Source organism: Coprococcus sp. RTP21204st1_G4_RTP21204_210225 (genome assembly GCF_040915385.1).
Taxonomy (GTDB): domain Bacteria; phylum Bacillota; class Clostridia; order Lachnospirales; family Lachnospiraceae; genus Allocoprococcus; species Allocoprococcus comes.
Genome location: NZ_JBCPDP010000003.1, coordinates 150,292 through 173,559 on the forward strand (window position 1 = coordinate 150,292; position 23,268 = coordinate 173,559).

The 23,268-nt window shown below is 43.8% G+C and carries 21 protein-coding genes; 16 read left to right on the top strand and 5 right to left on the bottom strand.

All coding sequences use genetic code 11. The annotated features are described in order from the left end of the window. The first annotated feature begins 150 nt into the window (after positions 1 to 150). From pheS to AB5213_RS04045, 5 genes are all read left to right on the top strand, one after another. Complete coding sequence (gene pheS, locus AB5213_RS04025) at positions 151 to 1,170, top strand: phenylalanine--tRNA ligase subunit alpha (protein WP_008371846.1); 1,020 nt, start codon at positions 151 to 153, stop codon at positions 1,168 to 1,170. A 49-nt stretch (positions 1,171 to 1,219) separates the two neighbouring features. Next, a complete protein-coding gene (locus AB5213_RS04030) occupies positions 1,220 to 1,399 on the top strand; it encodes a hypothetical protein (protein ID WP_207718591.1) in 180 nt (59 codons plus the stop codon). A 39-nt stretch (positions 1,400 to 1,438) separates the two neighbouring features. Beyond that, entirely contained in the window at positions 1,439 to 3,859 is a 2,421-nt protein-coding gene (gene pheT / locus AB5213_RS04035) for a phenylalanine--tRNA ligase subunit beta (RefSeq protein WP_173686707.1), read from the top strand. Between the two features lie 19 nt (positions 3,860 to 3,878). Then, on the top strand, positions 3,879 to 4,904 hold the full coding sequence (queA, locus tag AB5213_RS04040; RefSeq protein ID WP_008371840.1) for a tRNA preQ1(34) S-adenosylmethionine ribosyltransferase-isomerase QueA: 1,026 nt from the start codon (positions 3,879 to 3,881) through the stop codon (positions 4,902 to 4,904). 486 nt (positions 4,905 to 5,390) lie between these two features. After that, positions 5,391 to 6,053, top strand: coding sequence for a Crp/Fnr family transcriptional regulator (locus AB5213_RS04045; RefSeq protein ID WP_195479150.1), 663 nt, complete (start codon positions 5,391 to 5,393; stop codon positions 6,051 to 6,053). A 149-nt stretch (positions 6,054 to 6,202) separates the two neighbouring features. Here AB5213_RS04045 and AB5213_RS04050 read toward each other — a convergent pair whose 3' ends face one another. The 4 genes from AB5213_RS04050 to AB5213_RS04065 all read right to left on the bottom strand — a co-directional run bounded on the left by AB5213_RS04050 (position 6,203) and on the right by AB5213_RS04065 (position 10,162). Then, positions 6,203 to 7,549 carry an MATE family efflux transporter gene (locus tag AB5213_RS04050; RefSeq protein ID WP_055261338.1) on the bottom strand — a complete coding sequence of 449 codons (1,347 nt, stop codon included), beginning with the start codon at positions 7,547 to 7,549 and terminating at the stop codon, positions 6,203 to 6,205. Positions 7,550 to 7,831: 282 nt separating this feature from the next. Continuing rightward, positions 7,832 to 8,617 carry an amino acid ABC transporter ATP-binding protein gene (locus AB5213_RS04055; protein ID WP_055261340.1) on the bottom strand — a complete coding sequence of 262 codons (786 nt, stop codon included), beginning with the start codon at positions 8,615 to 8,617 and terminating at the stop codon, positions 7,832 to 7,834. A 15-nt stretch (positions 8,618 to 8,632) separates the two neighbouring features. Further along, complete coding sequence (locus AB5213_RS04060) at positions 8,633 to 9,319, bottom strand: amino acid ABC transporter permease (RefSeq protein WP_008371833.1); 687 nt, start codon at positions 9,317 to 9,319, stop codon at positions 8,633 to 8,635. 21 nt (positions 9,320 to 9,340) lie between these two features. Beyond that, the gene (locus AB5213_RS04065; RefSeq protein ID WP_368276368.1) at positions 9,341 to 10,162 is read right to left on the bottom strand and encodes a transporter substrate-binding domain-containing protein; all 822 of its coding nucleotides are present in this window, start codon (positions 10,160 to 10,162) and stop codon (positions 9,341 to 9,343) included. 164 nt (positions 10,163 to 10,326) lie between these two features. Between AB5213_RS04065 and AB5213_RS04070 the strand changes: the two genes are divergently transcribed. The 7 genes from AB5213_RS04070 (at position 10,327) to AB5213_RS04100 (ending at position 18,781) form a co-directional block, all read left to right on the top strand. Next, positions 10,327 to 12,564 carry an ATP-binding cassette domain-containing protein gene (locus AB5213_RS04070; RefSeq protein ID WP_368276369.1) on the top strand — a complete coding sequence of 746 codons (2,238 nt, stop codon included), beginning with the start codon at positions 10,327 to 10,329 and terminating at the stop codon, positions 12,562 to 12,564. A 114-nt stretch (positions 12,565 to 12,678) separates the two neighbouring features. Further along, positions 12,679 to 13,224, top strand: a complete 546-nt coding sequence (yfcE, locus tag AB5213_RS04075; protein ID WP_022220747.1) for a phosphodiesterase — start codon at positions 12,679 to 12,681, stop codon at positions 13,222 to 13,224. Between the two features lie 220 nt (positions 13,225 to 13,444). Further along, positions 13,445 to 14,662 (top strand): peptidase T, encoded by a 1,218-nt coding sequence (gene pepT, locus AB5213_RS04080; protein ID WP_055157951.1) that lies wholly within the window; start codon positions 13,445 to 13,447, stop codon positions 14,660 to 14,662. A gap of 98 nt (positions 14,663 to 14,760) precedes the next feature. Then, positions 14,761 to 14,919, top strand: a complete 159-nt coding sequence (locus tag AB5213_RS04085; protein WP_368276370.1) for a hypothetical protein — start codon at positions 14,761 to 14,763, stop codon at positions 14,917 to 14,919. Between the two features lie 27 nt (positions 14,920 to 14,946). Further along, positions 14,947 to 16,263 carry a M18 family aminopeptidase gene (locus AB5213_RS04090; RefSeq protein WP_008371823.1) on the top strand — a complete coding sequence of 439 codons (1,317 nt, stop codon included), beginning with the start codon at positions 14,947 to 14,949 and terminating at the stop codon, positions 16,261 to 16,263. Between the two features lie 206 nt (positions 16,264 to 16,469). Beyond that, the gene (locus tag AB5213_RS04095) at positions 16,470 to 17,159 is read left to right on the top strand and encodes a GntR family transcriptional regulator (protein WP_008371822.1); all 690 of its coding nucleotides are present in this window, start codon (positions 16,470 to 16,472) and stop codon (positions 17,157 to 17,159) included. A 230-nt stretch (positions 17,160 to 17,389) separates the two neighbouring features. Beyond that, entirely contained in the window at positions 17,390 to 18,781 is a 1,392-nt protein-coding gene (locus tag AB5213_RS04100) for a peptide MFS transporter (protein ID WP_055157953.1), read from the top strand. Positions 18,782 to 18,845: 64 nt separating this feature from the next. On the opposite strand, the gene AB5213_RS04105 is transcribed toward AB5213_RS04100, so the two are convergent. After that, positions 18,846 to 20,000, bottom strand: a complete 1,155-nt coding sequence (locus AB5213_RS04105) for a double-cubane-cluster-containing anaerobic reductase (protein ID WP_055246529.1) — start codon at positions 19,998 to 20,000, stop codon at positions 18,846 to 18,848. Positions 20,001 to 20,218: 218 nt separating this feature from the next. Here AB5213_RS04105 and AB5213_RS04110 point away from each other — a divergent pair, with 218 nt between their 5' ends. The 4 genes from AB5213_RS04110 to cobK all read left to right on the top strand — a co-directional run bounded on the left by AB5213_RS04110 (position 20,219) and on the right by cobK (position 23,207). Beyond that, positions 20,219 to 20,905 (top strand): ABC transporter ATP-binding protein, encoded by a 687-nt coding sequence (locus AB5213_RS04110; RefSeq protein ID WP_270202818.1) that lies wholly within the window; start codon positions 20,219 to 20,221, stop codon positions 20,903 to 20,905. 141 nt (positions 20,906 to 21,046) lie between these two features. Then, positions 21,047 to 21,385, top strand: a complete 339-nt coding sequence (locus tag AB5213_RS04115; RefSeq protein WP_008371815.1) for a cyclic-di-AMP receptor — start codon at positions 21,047 to 21,049, stop codon at positions 21,383 to 21,385. Between the two features lie 5 nt (positions 21,386 to 21,390). After that, positions 21,391 to 22,449, top strand: a complete 1,059-nt coding sequence (locus AB5213_RS04120) for a cobalt-precorrin 5A hydrolase (RefSeq protein WP_055261344.1) — start codon at positions 21,391 to 21,393, stop codon at positions 22,447 to 22,449. After that, positions 22,446 to 23,207, top strand: a complete 762-nt coding sequence (cobK, locus tag AB5213_RS04125) for a precorrin-6A reductase (protein ID WP_055246534.1) — start codon at positions 22,446 to 22,448, stop codon at positions 23,205 to 23,207. The genes AB5213_RS04120 and cobK overlap by 4 nt, the downstream gene beginning before the upstream one ends. Positions 23,208 to 23,268 lie beyond the last annotated feature (61 nt).

Below are 23,268 nucleotides of genomic sequence, written 5' to 3' on the forward strand. Positions count from 1 at the left end.
ATGTGTACTGCGGCGTATAAGGAAGATGTCACAAGCGACCGCCGCAGGTGCCAGAATGTGCCAAGGCACATTCTTTTTTCTTCCACAGGAAATTTTATTTCCTGTTATAGTCGCAAATGAATAGCCAAAACAAGTTTTAAGGAGGATATCATGAAAGAAAGACTTGAGAGCATCAAACAGGAAGCTATTAAGCAGATCCAGGCTTCTGATGTACCGGAGAAATTAAATGATGTACGTGTCAAATTCCTTGGTAAAAAAGGAGAACTGACAGCCGTATTAAAAGGAATGAAAGATGTAGCTCCGGAAGAACGTCCGAAGGTAGGACAGCTTGTGAATGAGACAAGAGCTGCTATCGAAGAACTTCTTGATGAGACAAAGAAGAAAATGGATGCTGCAATCCGTGAAGAAAAATTAAAACAGGAAGTTATTGACGTAACACTTCCTTCCAAGAAAAATACAGTAGGTCATCGTCATCCGAATACGATCGCTCTGGAAGAAGTAGAGCGTATCTTCATCGGTATGGGATACGAAGTTGTGGAAGGACCGGAAGTAGAATATGACCTTTACAACTTTGAAAAACTGAATATTCCTGCAGATCATCCGGCAAAAGATGAACAGGATACATTCTATATCAACAAAGACATCGTGCTTCGTACCCAGACATCACCGGTTCAGGCACGTGTGATGGAACAGGGCAAGCTCCCGATCCGTATGATCGCACCGGGACGAGTATTCCGTTCTGACGAAGTGGATGCAACTCATTCACCATCCTTCCATCAGATCGAAGGACTGGTAATCGATAAAAATATTTCCTTTGCTGACTTAAAGGGAACTCTGGAAGTATTTGCAAAAGAACTTTTCGGACCGGATACCAAGACAAAATTCCGTCCGCATCATTTCCCATTCACAGAGCCAAGTGCAGAAGTAGACGTATCATGCTTCAAGTGCGGCGGAAAAGGCTGCCGTTTCTGTAAAGGATCAGGATGGATTGAAATCCTCGGCTGTGGTATGGTTCACCCACACGTACTCGAAATGTGCGGAATCGATCCGGAAGAATACACTGGATTTGCATTCGGAGTAGGACTTGAAAGGATCGCCCTTCTCAAATACGAGATCGACGATATGCGCCTCCTCTACGAGAACGATATCAGATTCTTAAAGCAATTCTAGTGAGCACACAATGAAAGGAAGCACGAGCGAAGCGAGTATTTACTTTCATGTGCGAACGGTACGACAAAATCAAAGAGCAGCGCGGAGAGCTGCGGCAGCATCGAAAGATGCTGGATTTTGGAGTCAGAATAAAAAGGAAGCACGAGCGAAGCGAGTATTTACTTTCATGTGCGAACGGTATGACAAAATCAAAGAGCAGCGCGGAGAGCTGCTGGATTTTGGAGTCTGAATAAGGGAAATTTATAAACAAATCAGAAGGAGATATAAAATGGATACTTCATTATCATGGATTAAAGCGTATGTTCCGGAACTTGACGTAACAGCGCAGGAATATACAGATGCAATGACTCTTTCCGGAACAAAGGTAGAAGGTTTTACAAAGCTGGATGCTGATCTGGATAAGATCGTAGTAGGACAGATTGAGAAAATTGAGAAACATCCGGACGCAGATAAACTGATCATCTGTCAGGTAAATGTAGGAACAGAGACCGTACAGATTGTTACAGGTGCTCCGAACGTAAAAGAAGGAGACAAGGTACCGGTTGTTCTGGATGGCGGACGCGTTGCGGGCGGACATGAGCCTGGACAGAGAGTAGAAGGCGGAATCAAGATCAAAAAAGGAAAACTTCGTGGAGTCGACAGCTACGGAATGATGTGTTCCATCGAAGAACTTGGTTCAGACAGAAATATGTACCCGGAAGCACCGGAATATGGAATCTACATTTTTGATGATGACGCAGTTGTCGGAGAAAGTGCAGTAAAGGCACTCGGACTGGATGATGTCGTATTTGAATACGAGATCACCTCCAACCGTGTAGACTGCTTCAGCGTGGTTGGTATCGCAAGAGAAGTTGCAGCTACATTCCACAAAGAATTCAAGCCACCGGTTGTAACATCAACCGGAAATGATGAAGATGTCAATGATTACATCAAAGTAAAAGTAGAAAATACAGACCTTTGCCCACGTTACTGTGCAAGAGTCGTAAAAAATATCAAGATCGGACCTTCACCGAAATGGATGCAGAGAAGACTTTCTTCCGTAGGAATCCGTCCGATCAACAACCTTGTTGATATCACAAACTATGTAATGGAAGAATACGGACAGCCAATGCATGCTTATGATCTGGATACCATCGCAGGTCATCAGATCATCGTCCGCAATGCCCATAAAGGAGAAAAATTCGTAACACTGGATGGTCAGGAAAGAGAAATGGATGATTCTGTTCTGATGATCTGTGATGGCGAAAAAGCGGTAGGTATTGCCGGAATCATGGGTGGCGAAAATTCTATGATCACTGACAATGTACAGACCATGTTATTTGAAGCTGCATGCTTCGATGGAACCAACATCCGAAAATCCAGTAAGAAAGTCGGACTTCGTACCGATGCATCCGGTAAATTTGAAAAGGGACTGGATCCGAATAATGCAGAGGATGCAATCAACCGTGCCTGCCAGCTGATCGAAGAAATGGGAGCCGGTGAAGTTGTCGGAGGAATGGTTGATGTATACAGCAAGAAAAAAGAACCTGTACGTGTACCATTTGATGCCGACAAGATCAATGCACTTCTCGGAACAGACATCCCGGAAGAAGATATGATCAAATATTTTGAAAAGATCGACCTGGAATATGATGCAGAAGCAAAAGAAGTGATCGCACCAACCTTCCGTCATGACTTATTCCGTATCGCCGATCTTGCGGAAGAAGTAGCAAGATTCTACGGATATGATAATATCCCGACTACACTGCCTACAGGTGAAGCTACAACTGGTAAGCTTTCTTTCAAGCTTCGTGTGGAAGAAGTAGCAAGAAATATTGCAGAATTCTGTGGATTCAGCCAGGGAATGACTTATTCATTTGAAAGCCCGAAGGTATTTGACAAGCTCCTCCTCGACAAGGATGATCCGATGCGTCAGGCAATCCAGATCATGAACCCGCTTGGAGAAGATTACAGTGTCATGCGTACAACATCCCTGAATGGTATGCTGACATCTCTTGCAACAAACTACAACAGAAGAAATAAAAATGTCCGTCTGTACGAGCTTGGAAATATTTACCTTCCAAAGGCACTTCCACTGACAGAACTGCCGGACGAAAGAATGCAGTTTACACTTGGAATGTACGGAGATGGAGACTTCTTCAGTATGAAAGGTGTTGTAGAAGAGTTCTTTGAAAAAGTCGGACTTCATAAGAAAGAAACTTATGATCCAAATGCAGGAAAGAACTTCCTTCATCCGGGACGTCAGGCAAACATCGTTTACGATGGAAAGGTTGTCGGATACATGGGTGAGGTTCATCCGGAAGTTGCTGATATCTATGGAATCGGTGAAAGAGCATACGTTGCTGTCATTGATATGCCACAGATCACAGAGCTTGCAACATTTGAAAGAAAATACGAAGGAATTGCAAAATACCCGGCAGTCAGCCGTGATATCAGTATGGTAATGCCAAAATCCATCCTGGTAGGACAGGTTGAAGAAGTGATCGAGAACAAGGGTGGCGCTTATCTGGAAAGCTATAAGCTGTTCGATATCTATGAAGGCGCTCAGATCAAGGCAGGCTTCAAGTCTGTTGCTTACTCTATCACATTCCGTGCAAAAGATAAGACTCTGGAAGAAGCTGACATTTCAGCTGCTATGAACCGTATCTTAAAGGCACTGGAGGAAATGGGTATCGAGCTTCGTAAGTAGGCGAAAAGAGGTCAAAAGAATGAAACGACAGGATTTTTATTTTGATTTACCGGAAGAGCTGATCGCGCAGGATCCGCTTGAAGACAGATCCAGTTCCAGACTGCTTGTTCTTGATAAAAAAACCGGTGCAACCAGTCATCACATTTTCCGTGAGATCAAAGATTATCTCAAACCGGGAGACTGCCTTGTGATCAATGATACCAAGGTTATCCCGGCAAGACTGATCGGTGAAAAAGAAGGAACCGGCGGAAAAGTCGAAGTTCTTCTTTTAAAACGAAAAGGAAATGATGTCTGGGAAACACTTGTAAAACCAGGAAAGAAGATGAAACCCGGAGCAAGAGTCAGCTTCGGGGACGGTCTTCTGAAAGGGGAAGTTCTGGAGGTTGTAGAGGAAGGAAACCGTCTGATCCATTTTGAATACGAAGGAATTTTTGAAGAGATTCTGGATCAGCTTGGACAGATGCCGCTTCCGCCTTACATCACCCACCAGCTGGAGGACAAGAATCGTTACCAGACTGTGTATGCAAAGCATTCCGGATCTGCGGCTGCTCCGACGGCAGGACTGCATTTTACACCGGAGCTTCTGGAAGAAATCAAAGCAGAAGGTGTGGAGATTGCGCATGTAACGCTTCATGTCGGACTTGGAACTTTCCGTCCGGTAAAAGCGGATGATATTCTGGATCACCATATGCATTCGGAATTCTACCGGATCGAGGCATCTGAGGCAGAAAAGATCAACCGTGCAAAAGAGAGCGGACACCGAGTGATCTGCGTCGGAACGACAAGCTGCCGGACCGTAGAATCTGCGGCTGATGAAAACGGAAAGTTAAAAGAGTGCAGTGGATGGACAGAGATTTTCATATATCCGGGCTATAAATTCAAGGTACTGGACTGCCTGATCACGAACTTCCATTTACCGGAGTCAACGCTGATCATGCTGGTAAGTGCGCTTGCCGGAAGAGAGCATGTGCTTGCGGCATATGAAGAAGCAGTTAAAGAGAGATATCGATTCTTCAGCTTTGGGGATGCGATGTTTATAGAATAGACGCAGAATCTGACAAATGTGAGGTTATGTCAGGGAACAGGAAATCATAAGATATTAACCGGAGAACGGGATTGTTCAAGTCATGTACAACTTTGAAAAATCTTGTTCTCCGTTTTTTGTATAGGTTGGAAACGATTGAGTTTAAAAATCTTATTGAATGAATGTCTATAGAGAATGTTGTTTTATCTGGCAAAGATAAACAGTACAGATTTGTCGATTTTGCAAAAATATAGTAAAATGATGTAAGCATCAAAAGTATGAATTATATAATAATGGAGCAATCCGGGCACATACTAAGACGAAAAAGGCTATAAAAACAAGATTGCAAAAGGAGACAGAGGATGGACTAAGCAGAATATATCAGAGAAAGAAACGAAAAAAATAACTTTGGGAAATAAAGTCAGGTGGATATTCGTAATTTGTTTTGCTGTTTGATTTGGTTAAAAAGCGGACAGAAATGCATTGAGAATTGAGGAGTAGCAGAAAATGGGCATATTTGAGGAGGCAGCAATTTTCCGGGGCGTCACGAAGGAGGACGCCAGACAGATGCTGAACTGTCTGAATCCGGTAGAAAAGACTTATAAAAAAGATGAAATCATTTACCATGCCGGGGATGAGGTTACTTCGATGGGCGTGGTTCTTGCCGGCAGCGTGTTCATTGAGAATGATGATATCTGGGGGAATCACAGCATTCTGGATCGGGCTGGAAGAGGTGAGATTTTTGCAGAAACATATGCAGCAATTCCGGGGCAGAAGCTGATGGTCAATGTAGTTGCGGCAGAAGAGGCAAGAATTTTGTTTCTTGATGTGGGAAGGATACTGAAAGTCTGTTCCAATTCGTGTGTGTTTCATCATACGTTAATTGAAAATCTGCTGAAGCTTTCCGCAGAGAAGAATCTCCGTCTGTCGAAACGGATTTTTCATATTTCATCAAAATCGATCCGGGGAAGACTGCTGTCGTATTTGTCTTATCAGGCTATGGAAAACGGAAAGAAAGAATTTGACATCCCGTTCAACCGGCAGCAGCTTGCAGATTATCTGAATGTAGACAGGTCCGCGATGTCAAATGAGCTTGGGAAGATGCAGAAAGATAGGATGATCGAAGTAGACAGGAAACATTTCCGTATTCTTGGCGAAATGGAAATATAAATGGATAAATAATGGAAATAAAACGGATACAGCAGTGAAAAACTGTATGTGGGTTAGGATAAAAGAAAACCATTGCAGGAGAGATGTGATTTCATCAGATCCTGTAATGGTTTTTTGTATACGATGAGTCGAGTATAAATTTGTGGAATTTATCTTTCCAGTCCGTGTATCCAGTCTGACTTTAGGAAATAAATCAGAAAAGCAATGGAACTGAGCGCCCAGGTCATCGGGTAAGCCCAGAAGATCATCTGAATGGACGGGATGAATTTTAAAATGATCACGATATAAGAAACGCGGATCAGACACCAGCATACCAGCATAACATACATCGGGACTGTGGATTTACCGGCTCCGCGCATGATTCCTGCCATACAGTGTGAAAAAGCAAGCAGGAAGTAGAAAAAGGTATCCGTATGAGCCTGCATGGTTCCGTAGCGGATAACCTCTGCGGTGGAACTGAAAGCAGATAGAAGCTGTGGAGCGGTAAAATGCACGCAGATACCGAGCAGCTCAGAGATCGTAAGGGAACAGATCACACCGAATACAGCGCCCTTTTTAGCACGCTCATATTCTTTTGCTCCCAGATTCTGACTGATAAAAGTAGTAAGTGCCAGTGCAAAACAGGTGATCGGAAGGAATCCAAATCCCTGGATCTTCATATAAGAACCACATCCGGCAACCGCCATTTCCCCAAACTGGTTGATATTTGCCTGGACGAATACATTTGCCAGAGAAATGATCGAGTTCTGGAGTCCTGCGGGCAGACCATAAGAAATGATCTGGCGGAGCATATAGGAATCCAGATTGATCCGGTTCAGATGAAGCCGAAACTCCTCCGGACTGTGAAGCAGCTGCACCATACAGAGGATAGCACTTAAAAACTGTGAAATGACAGTTGCAAAAGCGGCAGCACCTACTCCAAATCCAAGACCTGCGATCAGTACAAGGTCAAGAATGATATTCGTTACCGAAGAAACGATTAAGTAGATCAGAGGATGGGTACTGTCACCGACGGACTGCAGAATGCCGACAAAGAAGTTGTACATGACAAAGGCAAGTGAGCCGGTAAAGTAGATCCGGAAATAAGTAATCGAGTTTGGAAGTACCGCCTCCGGTGTTCCCATAAGCACCAGGATCTGTGGTGCGGCAATGATACCGACAATGGTAAGGATCACGCCGCAGATCAGTCCGAAGCCAACGGTTGTATGGATGGACTTCTGCAGATTCGGAATGTCTCTGGCACCGTAATATTTGGCGACGATGACACCGGATCCGATGGCGATTCCATTAAAAAGACCGACCATAAGAAAGATCAGATTACCGGAAGAGCTGACAGCGGCAAGTGCAGAGCTTCCAAGAAAATTTCCAACGATCAGAGAGTCGGCGGTGTTATATAGCTGCTGAAAAAGGTTTCCCCAGAAAAGCGGGATCGCAAAAGCAACGATACGCTTCCAGATGGAGCCTTCGGTCATCAGTTTGGCTGAAGATTTTGACATAGAATATTTCCCTCGTTTCTTAAGTCATTACTTTTAAGTATAAGGTGCGGCAGAGGGAAAGTCAATGAAAATGGGAAAGCAGGTGAAGTTAGGAAAAGGACAAAAAGACAATAAACAGATGTAGTGAATGCGATCTTTATAAGACACCTCAAAAACCATGCTATTGGGATAACAAAAAGTTTGCGAAAGAATGCTATCCACAAATGGAAAAATGTAATAGATAAAATTTCAAGAGGACTTGTAAGACTAAAACCTTACAAGTCCTCTTCTTCATCTAACAGCTTATCCTTCATGAAACCGCGAAAGAAACTGTTTTGTTCTCTCTTTACTTGGATTTTCAAACACCTGACGCGGATCACCCTGTTCAACGATGCGTCCGTCGTCCATAAAGATCACATGATCGGCAACGTCGCGTGCAAATGCCATCTCATGGGTTACAATGATCATCGTCGTATTCTGGTCGGCAAGCTCGCGGATAACTTTTAATACTTCTCCGGTCAGTTCCGGATCCAGTGCAGAAGTCGGCTCATCAAAACAGAGGATGTCCGGTTGCAGGGCAAGTGCCCTTGCAATAGCAACTCGCTGGCATTGTCCACCGGAAAGCTGATGCGGATAATTGTCCATCCGGTTATCCAACCCCATCTGTGTCAGAAGAACCTTTGCCTGTACCTCGATGGCGGTCAGAATTTCACGTTTTCTTTCTTTAAAATCCGGCTGCTCTGCGGCGAGAAGCTTTTTGGCAAGCATTACATTTTCCAGAGCGGTATACTGCGGAAACAGATTAAAGTTCTGGAATACCAGACCAAAATGCAGTCGTTTTTTACGGATCACGGATTCCTGAGTGGTTGCCGGGACAGAGGCATCAAAAAGTGTTTCGCCATTTACCCGGATAATTCCGTTATCCGGATGTTCCAGAAAGTTCAGGCAGCGGAGAAGCGTTGTCTTTCCACTTCCGGAAGATCCGATGATGGAAACAGCCTGTCCTTTTTCCAGGTTAAATCCAACGTCTTTTAAGACAGGAGTCTTATTAAAAGATTTACTGATATGTTCTACTTCTAAGATTGGCATAAATATGAATTCTCCTTATCTGAAATATTCCAGTTTCTTTTCAAGGCGTCCGAGAAGAACGGTCAGGATACCATTGAAAATAAGATAATAAACAGCGGTAAAGAACAGCGGCCAGATGGCACCGGAGATGCCATGTGAGCCTTTCATAAATGCCTGTCCTGCCCAGATGATCTCCTGCAGCGCGATAATACGTGCAAGGGAAGTATCTTTTACCAGGGTGATGATCTCATTTGACATCGGTGGTACGATGCGTTTGATCATCTGAAGGAGTGTGATCTTGAAAAAGATCTGATGCTTTGTCATGCCAAGTACAAGACCGGCTTCTTTCTGACCTTCCGGAACACCCTGGATTCCACCGCGGTAGATTTCTGAAAAATAACAGGCGTAATTGATGATAAAAGATACGGCTGCTGCAAGGAATCGTCCTGTTTCACCACCACCCCAGATCGGGTTATGTAAGACCAGCCCGGGGAAATAGTAGATGATCAGAAGCTGGATCATCAGCGGGGTACCACGGATCACCCAGACGATCAGTCTCGCAAGCCAGCTAAGAGGCTTGAAATGAGACATGGAGCCAAAGGCAATGACCAGTCCGAGAGGAAGGGCACCGACCAGCGTCACAATAAATAATTTTAAAGTTTGTAAAAAGCCGACATTCAGTGCGGACACTACGACCGGCATTTGTTTCATAATCAGATTCATAAAAAGTTCCTGCCTTAAATATTATTTCTGCTCAATGAGGGCATCCTGAACCCCATAGGTTTCAGCGCATTTCTTCATAGAACCATCATTGTAGCTTGTCTTGAAGAATTCGTTCAGTTTATCTGCAAGGTCGGAACCTTTGCGGAATCCAACACCATATTTTTCGGTAGTAAGCTCAACTGTATGAGTCAGATTTTCGTATCCGGTACCTTTTCCGACCATGGCACCGGCCATCAGAAGGTCGATGACTGCTGCATCAGAGGTTCCGGCTGCAACTTCCATCAGGGCATCAGACTGTGAAGAAACCGCAGTGTAGTCATATCCTTCTCCGTTTACAGCTTCTTCTCCGGCACTTCCGGATTCAACTGCAAAAGAAAGATTCTTCAGACTGTCTTTGTCCTGATATTTGTCTGCTTTATCAGAAGGAACAACCACTACCTGCGCATTGTTACAGTAAGCGGAGGTGCATGCCATTGCGCTGGTTACTTCATCAGTAAGTGTCATACCATTCCATACGCAGTCGATGGTTTTTCCATCCAGCTCCATGACTTTATTGTCCCAGTCGATCTCGACAAATTCGGCATCTACGCCAAGGCTTTTTGCAAATGCTTTTGCCATGTCGGCATCAAAACCAATCCATTCATCCTTATCATTTTTGTAATCCATTGGCTCAAAATCGGTGATTCCGACTACAAGAGTTCCTTTGTCCTGAACATATTCTACATCGCTTTTGGATGCTTTTTTTGAATCATCTGAAGTTTTTGTATCGGAAGATGAACCTCCGCATGCTGCAAGGGATAATACCATTGCTGAAGTAAGTGCAAGTGCTGTTATTTTTTTCATAATAATCTCTCCTCATATAATTTCAAAAAATGTCACGTCACTATATTATCAATCTACCATACTAAAGTCAACCAAAACTTGCTATTTACTTTCTTTTTTGATAAAGATACAATAAGAAATACAGAAATTACTGTAGAAAGAGTAAAACAGAGGAATATAAATATATGGAAACAAATGAGATTATTGTTCACCATGCGACGGAGAATAACCTGAAAAATGTATCCATCCGGATACCAAAGCATCAGATCACAGTATTTACCGGAGTATCAGGTTCTGGGAAATCTTCGCTGGTTCTGGATACTCTTGCGGCGCAGTCACGCAGGGAATTAAATGATACTTTCCCGAGTTTTGTGCAGCAATATCTTCTCAAATACGGAAGACCGCATGTAGAACGGATTGAGAATCTACCGGCAGCAATTGTAATCAATCAGAAAAAGCCGTCGCCGAATCAGCGGTCGACGGTTGGAACTTATACGGATACCTATACCCTTCTGAGGCTTTTATTTTCCAGAGTGGGACAGCCTTTTGTCGGTTATTCGGACAGCTTTTCATTCAATCATCCACAGGGATGCTGCCTGCGGTGTAACGGACTTGGAGAAGTGACAGATCTGGATGTGCATAAGCTGGTGGATTTTGATAAATGTCTGAATGATGACGGGGTGATCCATTATGTGGCATTTGAGCCGGGGCAGTGGAGATGGATCCGCTATGCAAACAGTGGATTGTTTGATCTGAATAAGAAGATTAAAGACTATTCCGAAGAAGAATTGGAACTGTTTTTGTATTCACCGCAGATACGTCTTAAGAATCCACCGGAAGGATGGCCGAAAACTGCGAAATACGAAGGTCTTGTGCATCGGATGTATCGCAGTGTCCTAAATTCGGAAGAAGGAAAACTTCACAGGGAGTTATTGGATCCGATCACCAGTCATGGAGTTTGTCCGGAGTGTAATGGGGCAAGATTGAATCAGAAGGTGTTGTCCTGCAAAATTGACGGGAAAAATATTGCTGATGTAATAAAACTTCCATTATCCGAGCTGCGTGCGTGGATTGATCAAATAGAAGATCCGCTTGCAAAAGATATTCAGGATACACTGCATACCAAACTGTCTGCACTTATAGATATCGGACTGGGATATCTGTCTCTGGACAGAGGGTTATCTACTTTATCTGGTGGAGAGATCCAGAGATGCAAGATTGCAAAATGCCTGAATTCCTCGCTTTCTGATTTGTTGTATATTCTGGATGAACCGAGTGCAGGGCTTCATAATCATGATATTGAGCGGATGCGCCGTGCACTGGAAAAATTGAGAGATGGTGGAAATACGGTTGTTCTGGTGGAGCATCACCGGAAAATGATCGAGATGGCCGATCACATTGTGGAAATGGGTCCGGAACCGGGAATGGCCGGTGGAAGAGTTTTATTTGAAGGCAGTTATAAGGAACTTTTAAAGAGTGATACGCCGACCGGAGAAGAGATGCGGCTTACTACTTCTCTAAAAGCAAAGGCAAGGGAAGCGAAAGGAATATGGCGGATGGAGCATATCCATCTTCACAATCTGAAGGACATTACCATCGAATTTCCAATAGGAAATCTGGTTGTGATCGCTGGTGTTGCCGGATCCGGAAAAAGTTCTCTGATGGAAAGCTTTTACCGCAGTATGGGAGAGGATGTGGTGTTTGTAAGCCAGCGCGCTGCAGGTGCAAGTCTCAGATCCACTCCGGCGACCTATCTGGGAGTCGCAGATGAAATCCGGAAAATATTTGCAAAGCGGTGCGGTCAGAAGGCATCTTTGTTTTCTTTTAACGGCGCAGGAAAGTGTCCGGCATGTAAGGGAAAAGGAGTGATCGTATCGGATATGGCATTTATGGATGACATCGAGACGACCTGTGATGTGTGTAAAGGACTTCGGTATTCAAAAGAAGTTCTGCAATACGAAGTAGATGGAAAGAATATTGCGGAAGTGATGGATTTGACTGTTGCACAGGCAGGGGAATTCTTCAGGGGAACAAAGATCAGCGAAGCGCTGGAGCCTCTGGAAAAAGTAGGACTTTCTTATCTGCACCTGAATCAGGCACTTTCTACTTTATCCGGCGGAGAGTTGCAGCGAATGAAGTTTGCTTCCTATCTCGGAAGTAAAGACCGTATTTTCATTCTTGATGAGCCGACAAACGGATTGCATATCAAGAATGTCCGGAGTCTGTTAAAGCTTCTGAACCAGATGGTGGATGAAGGGAATTCCATTTTTGTTATCGAACATAACATAGAATTTATCAAATCCGCTGATTATGTGGTAGAATTAGGACCAGAAGGAGGAGATGCCGGAGGAAGACTGCTGTTTGCCGGTACACCGTCTGAGATGAAAATGAGTGAGAAATCTGTCACGGCAGAATATTTATGATGATACCAGATTGCTCCATTTCCATTGCTACGCAATCCCCCTATTTATAATTATGAAAGATTTACAGAAACAGAAATATTTACCAAAAAGATAGAAGAAAAGGAGACGAACGTTATGAAACTAATGATTGCATCAGATATTCACGGATCCGCATATTATTGTCTGGAAATGCTGGATGCGATGAAAAAAGAATGTCCGGACAGACTGTTACTTCTGGGCGACATCCTGTATCATGGACCAAGAAATGATCTTCCGCTGGAATACGAACCCAAAAAGGTAATCAAAATGTTAAATGAAGTCAAAGAGAAATTATTCTGTGTACGCGGAAACTGTGACACAGAGGTAGACCAGATGGTACTGGATTTTCCGATCATGGCAGATTATGCAGTGATCCCGTGCGGCAACAGGATCATTTACGCCACCCATGGACACCATCATAACGTCATGACCCCAATCCCAATGCAGCCAGGCGATATTCTCCTACACGGTCACACCCACGTACCGGCCTGGGAACCATTCGGAAACGAGAACCTCTACTTAAATCCAGGCTCCGTTTCCATCCCAAAAGAAAACAGCGCCCACAGCTACATGATCCTGGAAGACGGTCTCGCCAAATGGAAAAACCTATACGGCGAAGTTTACCACGAACTTATGCTGTAGAAAAATCTACAATATTAAGAAAAAGTAGAACCGAAAAACTATCAAATGGAAACATACAACACCTGAAAAAGTGGAAAACTTTTATCTTTGCGAAGAAGAGCTAGGACCTAAAAAATATTGAACAAAATAAAACCCCATAAATTGTCGACATTCGCCAATGTACATCCGACAATTTATGTAATAAAATGAAACTAAGAAAAGCAAAGGAGAACCTAACAATATGAGAGCTTACGAAAGATTTTTAAACTACGTTCCGGTATGGACAACCAGTGATGAGACAAGCGATACTGTCCCGTCAGCAGACAGAGAGCTGGTACTGGCAAGAATGCTTGTAGAAGAGATGAAAGGTCTTGGAATTGCAGATGCAAGAGTGGACGACAAGGGATATGTATATGGACACATCCCTGCAACTCCTGGATGCGAAGACAAGCCGTCGCTTGGTCTGGTTGCGCATATGGACACTGTGGCAGATGCATCAGGGGAAAATATAAAGCCACAGATCATTGAGAATTATGACGGGAAGGACGTTGTCCTGAAAGGTTCCGGAGATATTCTGAAAGTAGATGAGTTCCCGTACCTTGCAGAATTAAAGGGCAGAACTCTGATCACAACTGACGGAACCACACTTCTTGGGGCAGATGACAAGGCGGGAATCGCAGAGATTCTTACCGTGGCAGAAGAGATCATCAAAGAAGGACTTCCGCATGGAAAGATCTGCATCGGATTTACACCGGATGAAGAGATTGCAAGAGGAGCAAAGCATTTTGATGTGGAAGGTTTTGGTGCTGACTATGCTTACACTTTGGACGGTGATGAGGAAGGCGAGATTCAGTTCGAGAATTTCAATGCATCGACTGCATTTATCACCATTCACGGTGTCAGCGTACATACGGGATCAGCAAAAGACGTGATGGTTAATTCACAGACCATTGCAACCGAGATCCACCAGATGCTTCCGGTAAATGAAAGACCGGAGACAACCGAAGGATATGAAGGATTCTATCATCTGGTCAGCGTGCAGGGAAATGTGACAACGACTAAGATGAAATACTTTATCCGTGATTTTGATCGCAGATCTTTTGACGCAAGAGCACAGAAACTTCGTGATATCGCAGAAGAGATGAATAAAAAGTACGGCGAAGGAAAAGTGGAAGTTGAAATTGTAGAATCTTATTACAACATGCGCGAAAAGATTGAACCGTGCATGCAGCTGATCGATTACGCAAAAGCAGCGATTGAGCATGCAGGTATTACACCAATCGTGTCACCGGTCCGTGGGGGAACAGACGGTGCAAGACTCAGCTTCAAAGGACTTCCGTGTCCGAATCTTGGAACGGGCGGACATGCATTCCATGGCGTATTTGAGCATATCACGGTAGAAGGAATGGATAAAGCAGTCCTTATTGTAAAAGACATCATTAGACAGTTTGCAGAATAAAGGGGAATTTAGTAGAATTAAAGGAAATGTATTGACCGGATTCCGGCAGAATACCGTTTTGTGAAAAATCAGAAGATCGCATACTTTTTTGGAGGATGGTGTTTTTTGTGACACTGATCTGTTGTATAATGGGAATGTATAACAAAAATCCATTTACCTTTGCAATGAATGTGATCACACCGGTAGTGCTGACTGCACTTGGAATTATCATGCTGAAGCTTGCCGAGTGTGAACGTGCAAAAGAATCTGGAAAATAAAGGGGCTGAAATGCCAGGAGGAACATTATGGAGAACCAGACAATTAAAGAACTCACATCATTTATAAAGAACTCGCCGACTGCTTTTCATGCAGTAAAATCAATCCGGGATATTCTTACAAAAGAAGGATTTCAGGAGCTGAAAGAATCGGAAAAATGGAAAATAGAAAAAGGCGGAAAATATTATGTGACCCGCAACCATTCCAGCATTCTTGCATTTAAAGTCGGAAACCAACTGGATGAGTACAGCTTTCATGTAACTGCGTCCCACAGTGACTCACCGACCTTTAAGATCAAAGAGAATGCAGAGATTGAGGTGAAGAAAAAATACACGGTTCTGAATACAGAAGGCTATGGCGGAATGATCTGCTCTACCTGGTTTGACCGTCCGTTATCGGTAGCAGGGCGCGTAATTGTAAAGACGGACAGTGGAATGGAGACCAGACTGGTCAAGGTAGAAAGAGATCTTCTGATGATTCCAAGTCTTGCAATCCATATGGACCGCGCAGTCAATGAAGGCCGTGCGATCAACAAACAGGTAGACATGCTTCCGGTTTTTGCTGGATCGGCAAAAGAACCGGGTGAGATGAAAAAACTGATCGCAGAAGAGATTGGCGTAGAAGAAGAGAAGATTTATGGTATGGATCTGTTCCTGTATAACCGAATGGAGCCATCTGTATGGGGAAGAGAGAATGAATTCTTATCCTGTCCACAGCTGGATGATCTGCAGTGTGCGTTTGCGTCGCTGAATGGTTTCCTTGCAGGAGAAAATGCAAAGAATATCAATGTTTTTGCCTGCTTTGACAATGAAGAGGTTGGATCAGGAACCAAGCAGGGAGCAGCATCGACACTGTTGTCGGATGTGCTTTGGCGGATCAACAAGGCACTGGGAAAGGATGAGGAAGATTTCTATCGTGCAGTTGCCGGAAGTTTTATGCTGAGCTGTGATAATGCACATGCAGTACACCCGAATTATCAGCAGAAGACAGATGTAAATAACTGTAACTATATGAACGAAGGAATCGTGATCAAATCTCATGCCGGTCAGAAATATACCAGTGATGCAGTAAGTATTGCGATTTTCAAGGCAATCTGTGAAAAGGCAGGTGTACCGGTGCAGTTTTTTGCCAACCGTTCGGATGCGGCAGGTGGAAGTACACTGGGAAATATTGCAATGGCGCAGGTATCCATGAATACCGTGGATATCGGACTTCCGCAGCTCGCAATGCATTCGGCTTATGAGACTTCCGGTGTAAAGGATACCGGTTATCTGATCGAGGCATCCAAAGAATTTTACAGCTGTCATATCAAGGCAGCAGGCGATGGTTTGTTTGAAATTGCATAAAGAAGTATTTGCAGAGAGTTCCGGAAGAACTCTCTGCAAGTTTTTCCGAATCTGGAAGAAGGCGTATTTCGAGGAACGATAGAAAAATAAAATTCAGAGTGCATTCTAATTTTTTTATAGACAGGAAAGAAACTGTCCTGTTATAATAATTATGGTGTCAGAGCACCGAAATGGCAGAGAATGAGTAACAAGGTTGGGTAAAAGGAATGGCAGAATTAATATATCGAACACTAAGAGAAAATATTGCAGATATTATCCGGAAGAGGATCATTTACCAGGAGCTGGAGCCGGGACAGAAGATTGTGGAACAGGATCTGGCAAAGGAATTTAAGACAAGCAGGGCTCCGATTCGTGAGGCACTTAGACAGCTGGAAAATGAAGGACTTATAGAATATGTAAGAAATGCAGGATGCTCTGTAAAAGAAATTACACTGGAAGAATCATTTGAAATTTACCTTATGCGGGCGAATTACGAAACCATGGCAGTGAAGCTGATGGGAGGAAACGTTCCAGAGGATACCATTTGCCGGATGGAAGAAGTGCTGGAAAAAATGAAAAAACTGGATGAAGAGCAGTTTGACCAGGTTTTTGTCTATGATAACCAGATGCATGGACTGCTTGTAGAGATGACTGGTATGACAAGGCTCTATAAAGCATGGAAAGAGCTGAATTATGGAAATATTGTTACGGGCTTCAGCCTGAGCACGGATAAAAAGCGTGTGTTAGAAAGACAGTATCCGATTCATAAAGAACTGGTGGATGCCTGCAGGGAAAAGAACAAGGAGAAAATCTGTCACGTTCTTTCCGAACATTACATGAGAACGATCCGAAGGCTTTTGAAAGAGCAGGGATTGTCGGAAGAGGATTCCGGATTTTCATTTGATTTTCTTGTCTAGGATACAGAGAGAGGTTACAGTCTTTAGATAGTAGTAAATGGATAAATATTAATAATGAAGAGATGTGGATAGTAATATTCCACATCTTTTTTTGCTGTGTTTTGTTGAATTATAACAAAAAAAGAGTGTAAGACATGAGCTGTATTGAAAAAGTGGTGAAGTTATGCTATATTACTTATGAAGGATGACGATTGTCGACAGTCGCCAAAACAGAAAGGAAATAAAAAGTAATGGGAAAAGCACAGACTAATGAAAAACATCCAAAAGGCTTTTATGCCTGTTGTATCACATTTATGTTTGAACGCCTGGCATTTTACGGAGCAAAGCCAATCTTGCTTCTATTCCTGATCACTGCAACTTTACAGGGTGGTCTTGGTATTGAGCGAACAGATGCGGCAGTCATGGCAGCGAATCTGACAGCGTACACCTATATGGCACCGCTGATCGGAGGAATTATCTCTGACAGATGGCTGGGAGCGAGATATGCGATCTCTCTGGGATATATTATCATGGCAATCGGATATCTGGTAGGCTGGAAGGCAACAGGTCCGGGAATGGTCAATCTGATGATCATTCTTGTATCGATTGGAACCGGTCTTTTCAAAGGAAACTTAAACGCTCTGATCGGAAGACAATATCAGAACAAAGAGCTTCTGGATGCTGCATTTTCCATTCAGTATTCTTATGTAAATGTTGGGGCTTTCGTAGGTTCACTGCTTACCGGATTTTTGTATCTCCACTTATTTAAAAAAGGCGATGTGCTTGGATTCCGTCAGTGCTTCTTTGTGGCATCGATCTGGTGCATCGTTGGTCTGGCATGGTTTGTGCTGAACTGGAAAAACCTTCAGGGACAGGGTGTGAAACCATTCAAGTATCTTACGGATGAGAATGGAAATGTGATCGGGTCTAACGAAAAGAAAGAAGATGGGAAGAACGACAAGCAGCCGCTTACAAAATTGGAAAGAAACCGTATGATAGCGATCATTCTTGTATCGGCACTCTCTGTTATCTTCTGGCTGTTCTACTATCAGCAGGATCTTGCGCTTGTCATTTATATGACCGATTATGTGAAGATGAGTATTGGCTCTTTTGACATTCCGCCGTCATGGGTTACTACTACATGGAACGGACTTTTGTGTGTCGTTCTTGGTGGTGTGATGGCAGCCATCTGGAAGAAACTTGCCGAGCGTCCGCAGGGCGATATGAATATGTTTAAGAAAGTAGCACTTGGCTTCCTTTTTGTAGGACTTGCGTTTGGAGTAATGGTTGTTTGTGAACTGGTTCGCGGAGTTGGCGTAGATGCTTCTGTAAAAGCAAGCGTTTTCTGGCCATTCCTGTTTGTAACGGTTATTACAATCGGAGAGATGTGTTTCTCACCGCTGCGTAATGCATTTGTAAGTAAGTATGCGCCGAAGAAATATCTCTCACTTTTGATGGGGGTTATCGCAATTTCTACATTTGGCGCAAACAAGTTAAGCCCGTTTGTACAGGCATTTATTGAAAAATTTGATGTGTTCCCTGTATTTGTTGGAATCACAGTCATTATGTTAGTATTTACAGCACTTATCTTCTTGGCTAACAAGAAGCTGAACAGCCTTGTTGAAGGGAAAGAAGAAGCTTAAATGATTCTGCCAAAAAGAGAAAAAAGAAGTCCGGTGATCGAAGGAAAGATCACCGGATTTTCTTTTAACCGAGCATTTCGATAAATGCCCCGAGTCTTGTATTGATCTGTGCCTGGTCACCAGAAGAATAGTCTGTATTGATTGCAATATACGGAAGTCCTTTTTCTTTGGTGACAAAGGTGCGGATCGCATCGGACTCAATGGCAAAGGTATGACATGCCTGCAGAAGGACCTCAACGACACCATCTACCTGATATTCATCAATCTGGGCATCAAGCGCCTCGAGACGTCCCGGGTTCGGACTCATGACCGAACAGTTTACACGAAGATATTTTTCGGCGATTGCAGTGATTGGATCCTTTGTCTCATCAATCGGATCTTTTTTCTCACGTGGACCGCAACAGTTCTCAAAGCCGACAACATCTGCTCCGAGTTCTTCAATCTGGCGTACAATTTTGTCGATCACGCCGGTGGTCGGACATCCGGTAATGAGAACTCTCGGACGGGATGGTTTGCCTTTATATTCCTTTTCATAAAGCTCTTTAAGCTCAGCGGTACGGTGTTCCAGGTATTTGATTTTTTCTTCCAGATCAACCGTGAATTCGTTCGAGGAAATAACCGTGTTGATCTCATAACCGGTAATCGGAGTCGGTTTTAAGCGTCCAATCTCAAAGAAGTCAAGGACGGCCTTGCGTTCCCGGTTGCGAAGATGGATTGCTTTGCGGATCTGCTCATCTGTGATCCTTATGTGATAGAAATCCTCCAGATCTTCTTTGACGCTGATTACCTCCTGTTTCCAGAATTCCAGCGCACCGCGGCCTGTTTTTCCTGGCGGAAGCTGCATAATATGGCAGTGCTTAAGCTCGGACATCAGTTCATACATTTTCTTTTTTCCATCGCAGGTTGTCTCTGCGAGTACCATGTCTGAAAAATAGAAGAATGGACAGCGGTCAGCGAGGGCGGCACCGTAGCTTGCCTTGATCAGAGGACAAAGGTTCTGTGGCAGTCTGGTCTCTGCAATCGGGATATTGTCATCTCCGATTCCGCAAAGTACAACTGCAGCTGCGTCTGCAGCTTCAATCAGTTCCCATGGGGTGTAGGTACAGAAAACTCCGACAATTCTGCGCCCGGACTCCTTCAGCTCTTTCATTTTCAGAAAAGCATTCTTTCTTGCTTCCGGATAGGTTTCAAAATCTTCCGGTAATTTTAAATTGGTCATTTTCAGATCTCCTTTTTTATAAATGATAGTTTTATCATAAGCGTTTTTAAACGAGATGTATAATTGATATTTTTTATAAAGAAGGAAATTTAAAGATGTTTTCAATGGAAATTCTTAAGAATTCATGATGCCAGGAGGATAGCATTGTGATTGGATTCAAAATAAGGTATATTGAAAACAGGAACGTAAAGTAGAGCGAAAAGAAAAGGAGAACATTTATGGGGGCATTGATTCATATAGAAAATATGAAGAAAATCTACAATCCGGGTGAGAATGAAGTCCGTGCACTTGACGGGATCGATCTGGATATCGAAAAAGGAGACCTGGTTGCGATTGTGGGACATTCAGGCTCGGGAAAATCAACGCTGATGAATATGCTCGGCTGTCTGGATACACCGACTTCCGGCAAGTATGTTCTGGACGGGCAGGATGTGGCGAGTATGACAGATAATCAGCTTGCAGATGTGCGGAATAAAGAGATCGGTTTCATTTTCCAGGGATTCAACCTGATCAGTAATCTGGATGCAGTTGGAAACGTAGAGCTTCCGCTGGTATACCGCGGGGTGTCAAAAAATGAGAGAAAGCAACTTGCGATGGAAGCCCTGAAAAGTGTCGGTCTGGAAGACCGGATGAAGCATAAGCCGAATGAAATGTCCGGAGGACAGCAGCAGAGAGTTGCGGTGGCAAGAGCGGTTGCCGCAAAACCGCCGATCATTCTTGCCGATGAACCGACCGGCAATCTGGATACGAAATCAACACAGGAGATCATGGAAATCCTGAAAGAACTGCACAGGTCAGGCAGAACGGTTATTATCATCACACATGATGAAGAGATTGCCAGTCAGGCACATCGGGTGATCCGGATACTGGATGGCAGGATTGAAGAAGATTATTGTAACAGGTAATGCACAAAGTTAAAGTTCGTTTTGGATTTCAACTAATCTTTTAAAATGCAACATTTTCGTTTACCTTTCCAGGTAAATGCGGTAAAATAAAAGAAAAAGGAATCTGGCATCAAAAGCCAGATAAGACAGGAGGGTTTTTGTATGAAGATGATTATGGCAATCCTGCATAAGGATGATGAACTGGAGACGATAGAGGAACTGAATATTGCCGGATACATGGTAACAAAGCTGGCTACAACCGGTGGATTTCTGAAGAAAAAGAGCACCACGATCATGGTTGTAGTGGATGATGAGAAGGTAGCAGAGGCACTGAAGATCATCAAGAAGAATTCTGGCGAAAGAAAGACGATCACTTATGCAAACCCGGCATTGATCTCAGGGCAGAGCAGCATGAGCGCAGCACCGTCCGTTCCGATCAATGTGCAGGTAGGCGGAAGTACGATTTTTGTACTGAACGTGGAGCAGATGGAGAAATACTAAAGTTTATGGAAATTGTAATCTTGAGTTTTACAGATGCAGGCTGTCAGATGGCCTGTAAAGTCAGAGAGAATTTCATACAAAGCGGATACCGTGTCAAAGTGTATACTTTGACACGGTTTTGCAGATTATACGGATTTCATGCTTTTCCGGAAGATAAGAAAAGCTGGATAGGCAGCCTCTGGGGAGAGAAGGCTTTGTTTTTTATCGGGGCGGCAGGAATCGCAGTGCGGATGATCGCCCCTCATGTGAAAGACAAATTTACCGATTCGCCGGTTCTGGTGATGGATGAAAAAGGAAGCTATGTGATTCCGCTCCTGTCGGGACATGTGGGCGGAGCTGTAGAGCTTGCAAAGGAAATTGCGGAGAAAATAAATGCGCAGGCAGTACTTACTACAGCAACGGATGTAGAACAAAAGTTTGCAGTAGATGTATTTGCAAAAAGCAATGGTCTGGTACTGACAGACCGGAAAAAAGCAAAGGAGATCTCAGCTGTGGTTCTGGATGGGAATAAGATTGGACTTTACAGTGTATTTCCAATAGAAGGAAAGTTTCCGGAGGAATTAAAGCTATGTGAAACAGAAGAGTTTCTCAGAAACTATCCATATGGAATCCGGATTGCAGGAAGAAGTGGTGAAAGGCGGGAAGAAGAGACGATTCTGGATCTTCCGCCGAAGAACTTGGTGCTGGGAATCGGATGTCGCAAAGGGATTTCCGAAGAAGAAATCCAAAGCGCGGTCAATGAGGCAAAAAAGATCCTTGGATTTACAGAAAAGGAAGTCATTGAGATCGACAGTATTGATCTGAAAAAAGAAGAGGAGGGATTACTTTCTTATGCGGCAAAGTGGAAGCTTCCATTTTACACGTTTTCAGCAGAAGAGTTGGGAAAGGTTAAATGTGTCAGCTCCCATTCGGAGTTTGTCAGGAAGGTCACGGGTGTGGACAATGTATGTGAGCGGGCGGCGATCCTTGCAGCCGGAGAGGATGGCAGGCTTCTGATGCCGAAGCAGTGCATGAATCGGGTGACAATAGCAGTGGCAGAAAAGAAGGTAAGGATCAGAATATGAAGCGGATTTTAATATTTTCAGGGACAACAGAGGGAAGGCGGATTACGGAATTTCTGGATGGAAGAAATGTAAAAGTTTATGTCAGTGCCGCAACCGAATATGGAAAAGAATGTACCGGAGAGCATGAGAATGCGGAAGTCTTTTTTGGGCGTATGGATCAGAAGCAGATGACAGAGATGATAAAGGAAAAGCAGATCGATCTGGTGATCGATGCAACCCATCCATTCGCACAGCTTGTGACTGGGGAGATAAGGAGAGCCTGCGAAATCTCCGGTGTGCAGTATCTGCGTTGCCTGCGGGAGAAGATGGAAGCAGTGCCGGATGAAGCGGATCGGGTGATCTGGGCGCAGTCGGTTGAAGATGCGGTGGAATATCTGCAAAATACAGAAGGAAAGATCCTGATTACCACCGGAAGCAAGGAACTGATAAAATATACAAAGCTTACGGAGTATAAAGAGCGCTGCTTTGCGCGAGTCCTCTCTACGGAGCAGGCGGTTATGGAGTCGGTCGCGCTTGGCTTTGAAGGAAAGCATCTCATTGCAATGCAGGGACCATTTTCAAAGGAGATGAACGTGGCTACGATCCATCAGACAGGCGCAAAATATTTTGTGACCAAAGAATCGGGAAAAGCCGGAGGCTTTGGAGAAAAGGTACAGGCAGCAAAGGAAACAGGGGCAGTTCTTGTTGCGGTAGGAAGACCAAAAGAAACAGGGAGAACATTTTCAGAAGTCTGTAAATGGCTGGAAAAGAATCTGTAATAAAAGTTCAGAAAATAGTTATGGGGAGATAAAGTCAGAGATCAGAAAGGCAGATGGGGAA

Coding starts and splice junctions, on each gene's coding strand:
- pheS (WP_008371846.1), top strand. CDS start 151: ATGAAAGAAAGACTTGAGAGCATCAAACAGGAAGCTATTAAGCAGATC.
- pheT (WP_173686707.1), top strand. CDS start 1,439: ATGGATACTTCATTATCATGGATTAAAGCGTATGTTCCGGAACTTGAC.
- queA (WP_008371840.1), top strand. CDS start 3,879: ATGAAACGACAGGATTTTTATTTTGATTTACCGGAAGAGCTGATCGCG.
- AB5213_RS04045 (WP_195479150.1), top strand. CDS start 5,391: ATGGGCATATTTGAGGAGGCAGCAATTTTCCGGGGCGTCACGAAGGAG.
- AB5213_RS04050 (WP_055261338.1), bottom strand. CDS start 7,549: ATGTCAAAATCTTCAGCCAAACTGATGACCGAAGGCTCCATCTGGAAG.
- AB5213_RS04055 (WP_055261340.1), bottom strand. CDS start 8,617: ATGCCAATCTTAGAAGTAGAACATATCAGTAAATCTTTTAATAAGACT.
- AB5213_RS04060 (WP_008371833.1), bottom strand. CDS start 9,319: ATGAATCTGATTATGAAACAAATGCCGGTCGTAGTGTCCGCACTGAAT.
- AB5213_RS04065 (WP_368276368.1), bottom strand. CDS start 10,162: ATGAAAAAAATAACAGCACTTGCACTTACTTCAGCAATGGTATTATCC.
- AB5213_RS04070 (WP_368276369.1), top strand. CDS start 10,327: ATGGAAACAAATGAGATTATTGTTCACCATGCGACGGAGAATAACCTG.
- yfcE (WP_022220747.1), top strand. CDS start 12,679: ATGAAACTAATGATTGCATCAGATATTCACGGATCCGCATATTATTGT.
- pepT (WP_055157951.1), top strand. CDS start 13,445: ATGAGAGCTTACGAAAGATTTTTAAACTACGTTCCGGTATGGACAACC.
- AB5213_RS04090 (WP_008371823.1), top strand. CDS start 14,947: ATGGAGAACCAGACAATTAAAGAACTCACATCATTTATAAAGAACTCG.
- AB5213_RS04095 (WP_008371822.1), top strand. CDS start 16,470: ATGGCAGAATTAATATATCGAACACTAAGAGAAAATATTGCAGATATT.
- AB5213_RS04100 (WP_055157953.1), top strand. CDS start 17,390: ATGGGAAAAGCACAGACTAATGAAAAACATCCAAAAGGCTTTTATGCC.
- AB5213_RS04105 (WP_055246529.1), bottom strand. CDS start 20,000: ATGACCAATTTAAAATTACCGGAAGATTTTGAAACCTATCCGGAAGCA.
- AB5213_RS04110 (WP_270202818.1), top strand. CDS start 20,219: ATGGGGGCATTGATTCATATAGAAAATATGAAGAAAATCTACAATCCG.
- AB5213_RS04115 (WP_008371815.1), top strand. CDS start 21,047: ATGAAGATGATTATGGCAATCCTGCATAAGGATGATGAACTGGAGACG.
- AB5213_RS04120 (WP_055261344.1), top strand. CDS start 21,391: ATGGAAATTGTAATCTTGAGTTTTACAGATGCAGGCTGTCAGATGGCC.
- cobK (WP_055246534.1), top strand. CDS start 22,446: ATGAAGCGGATTTTAATATTTTCAGGGACAACAGAGGGAAGGCGGATT.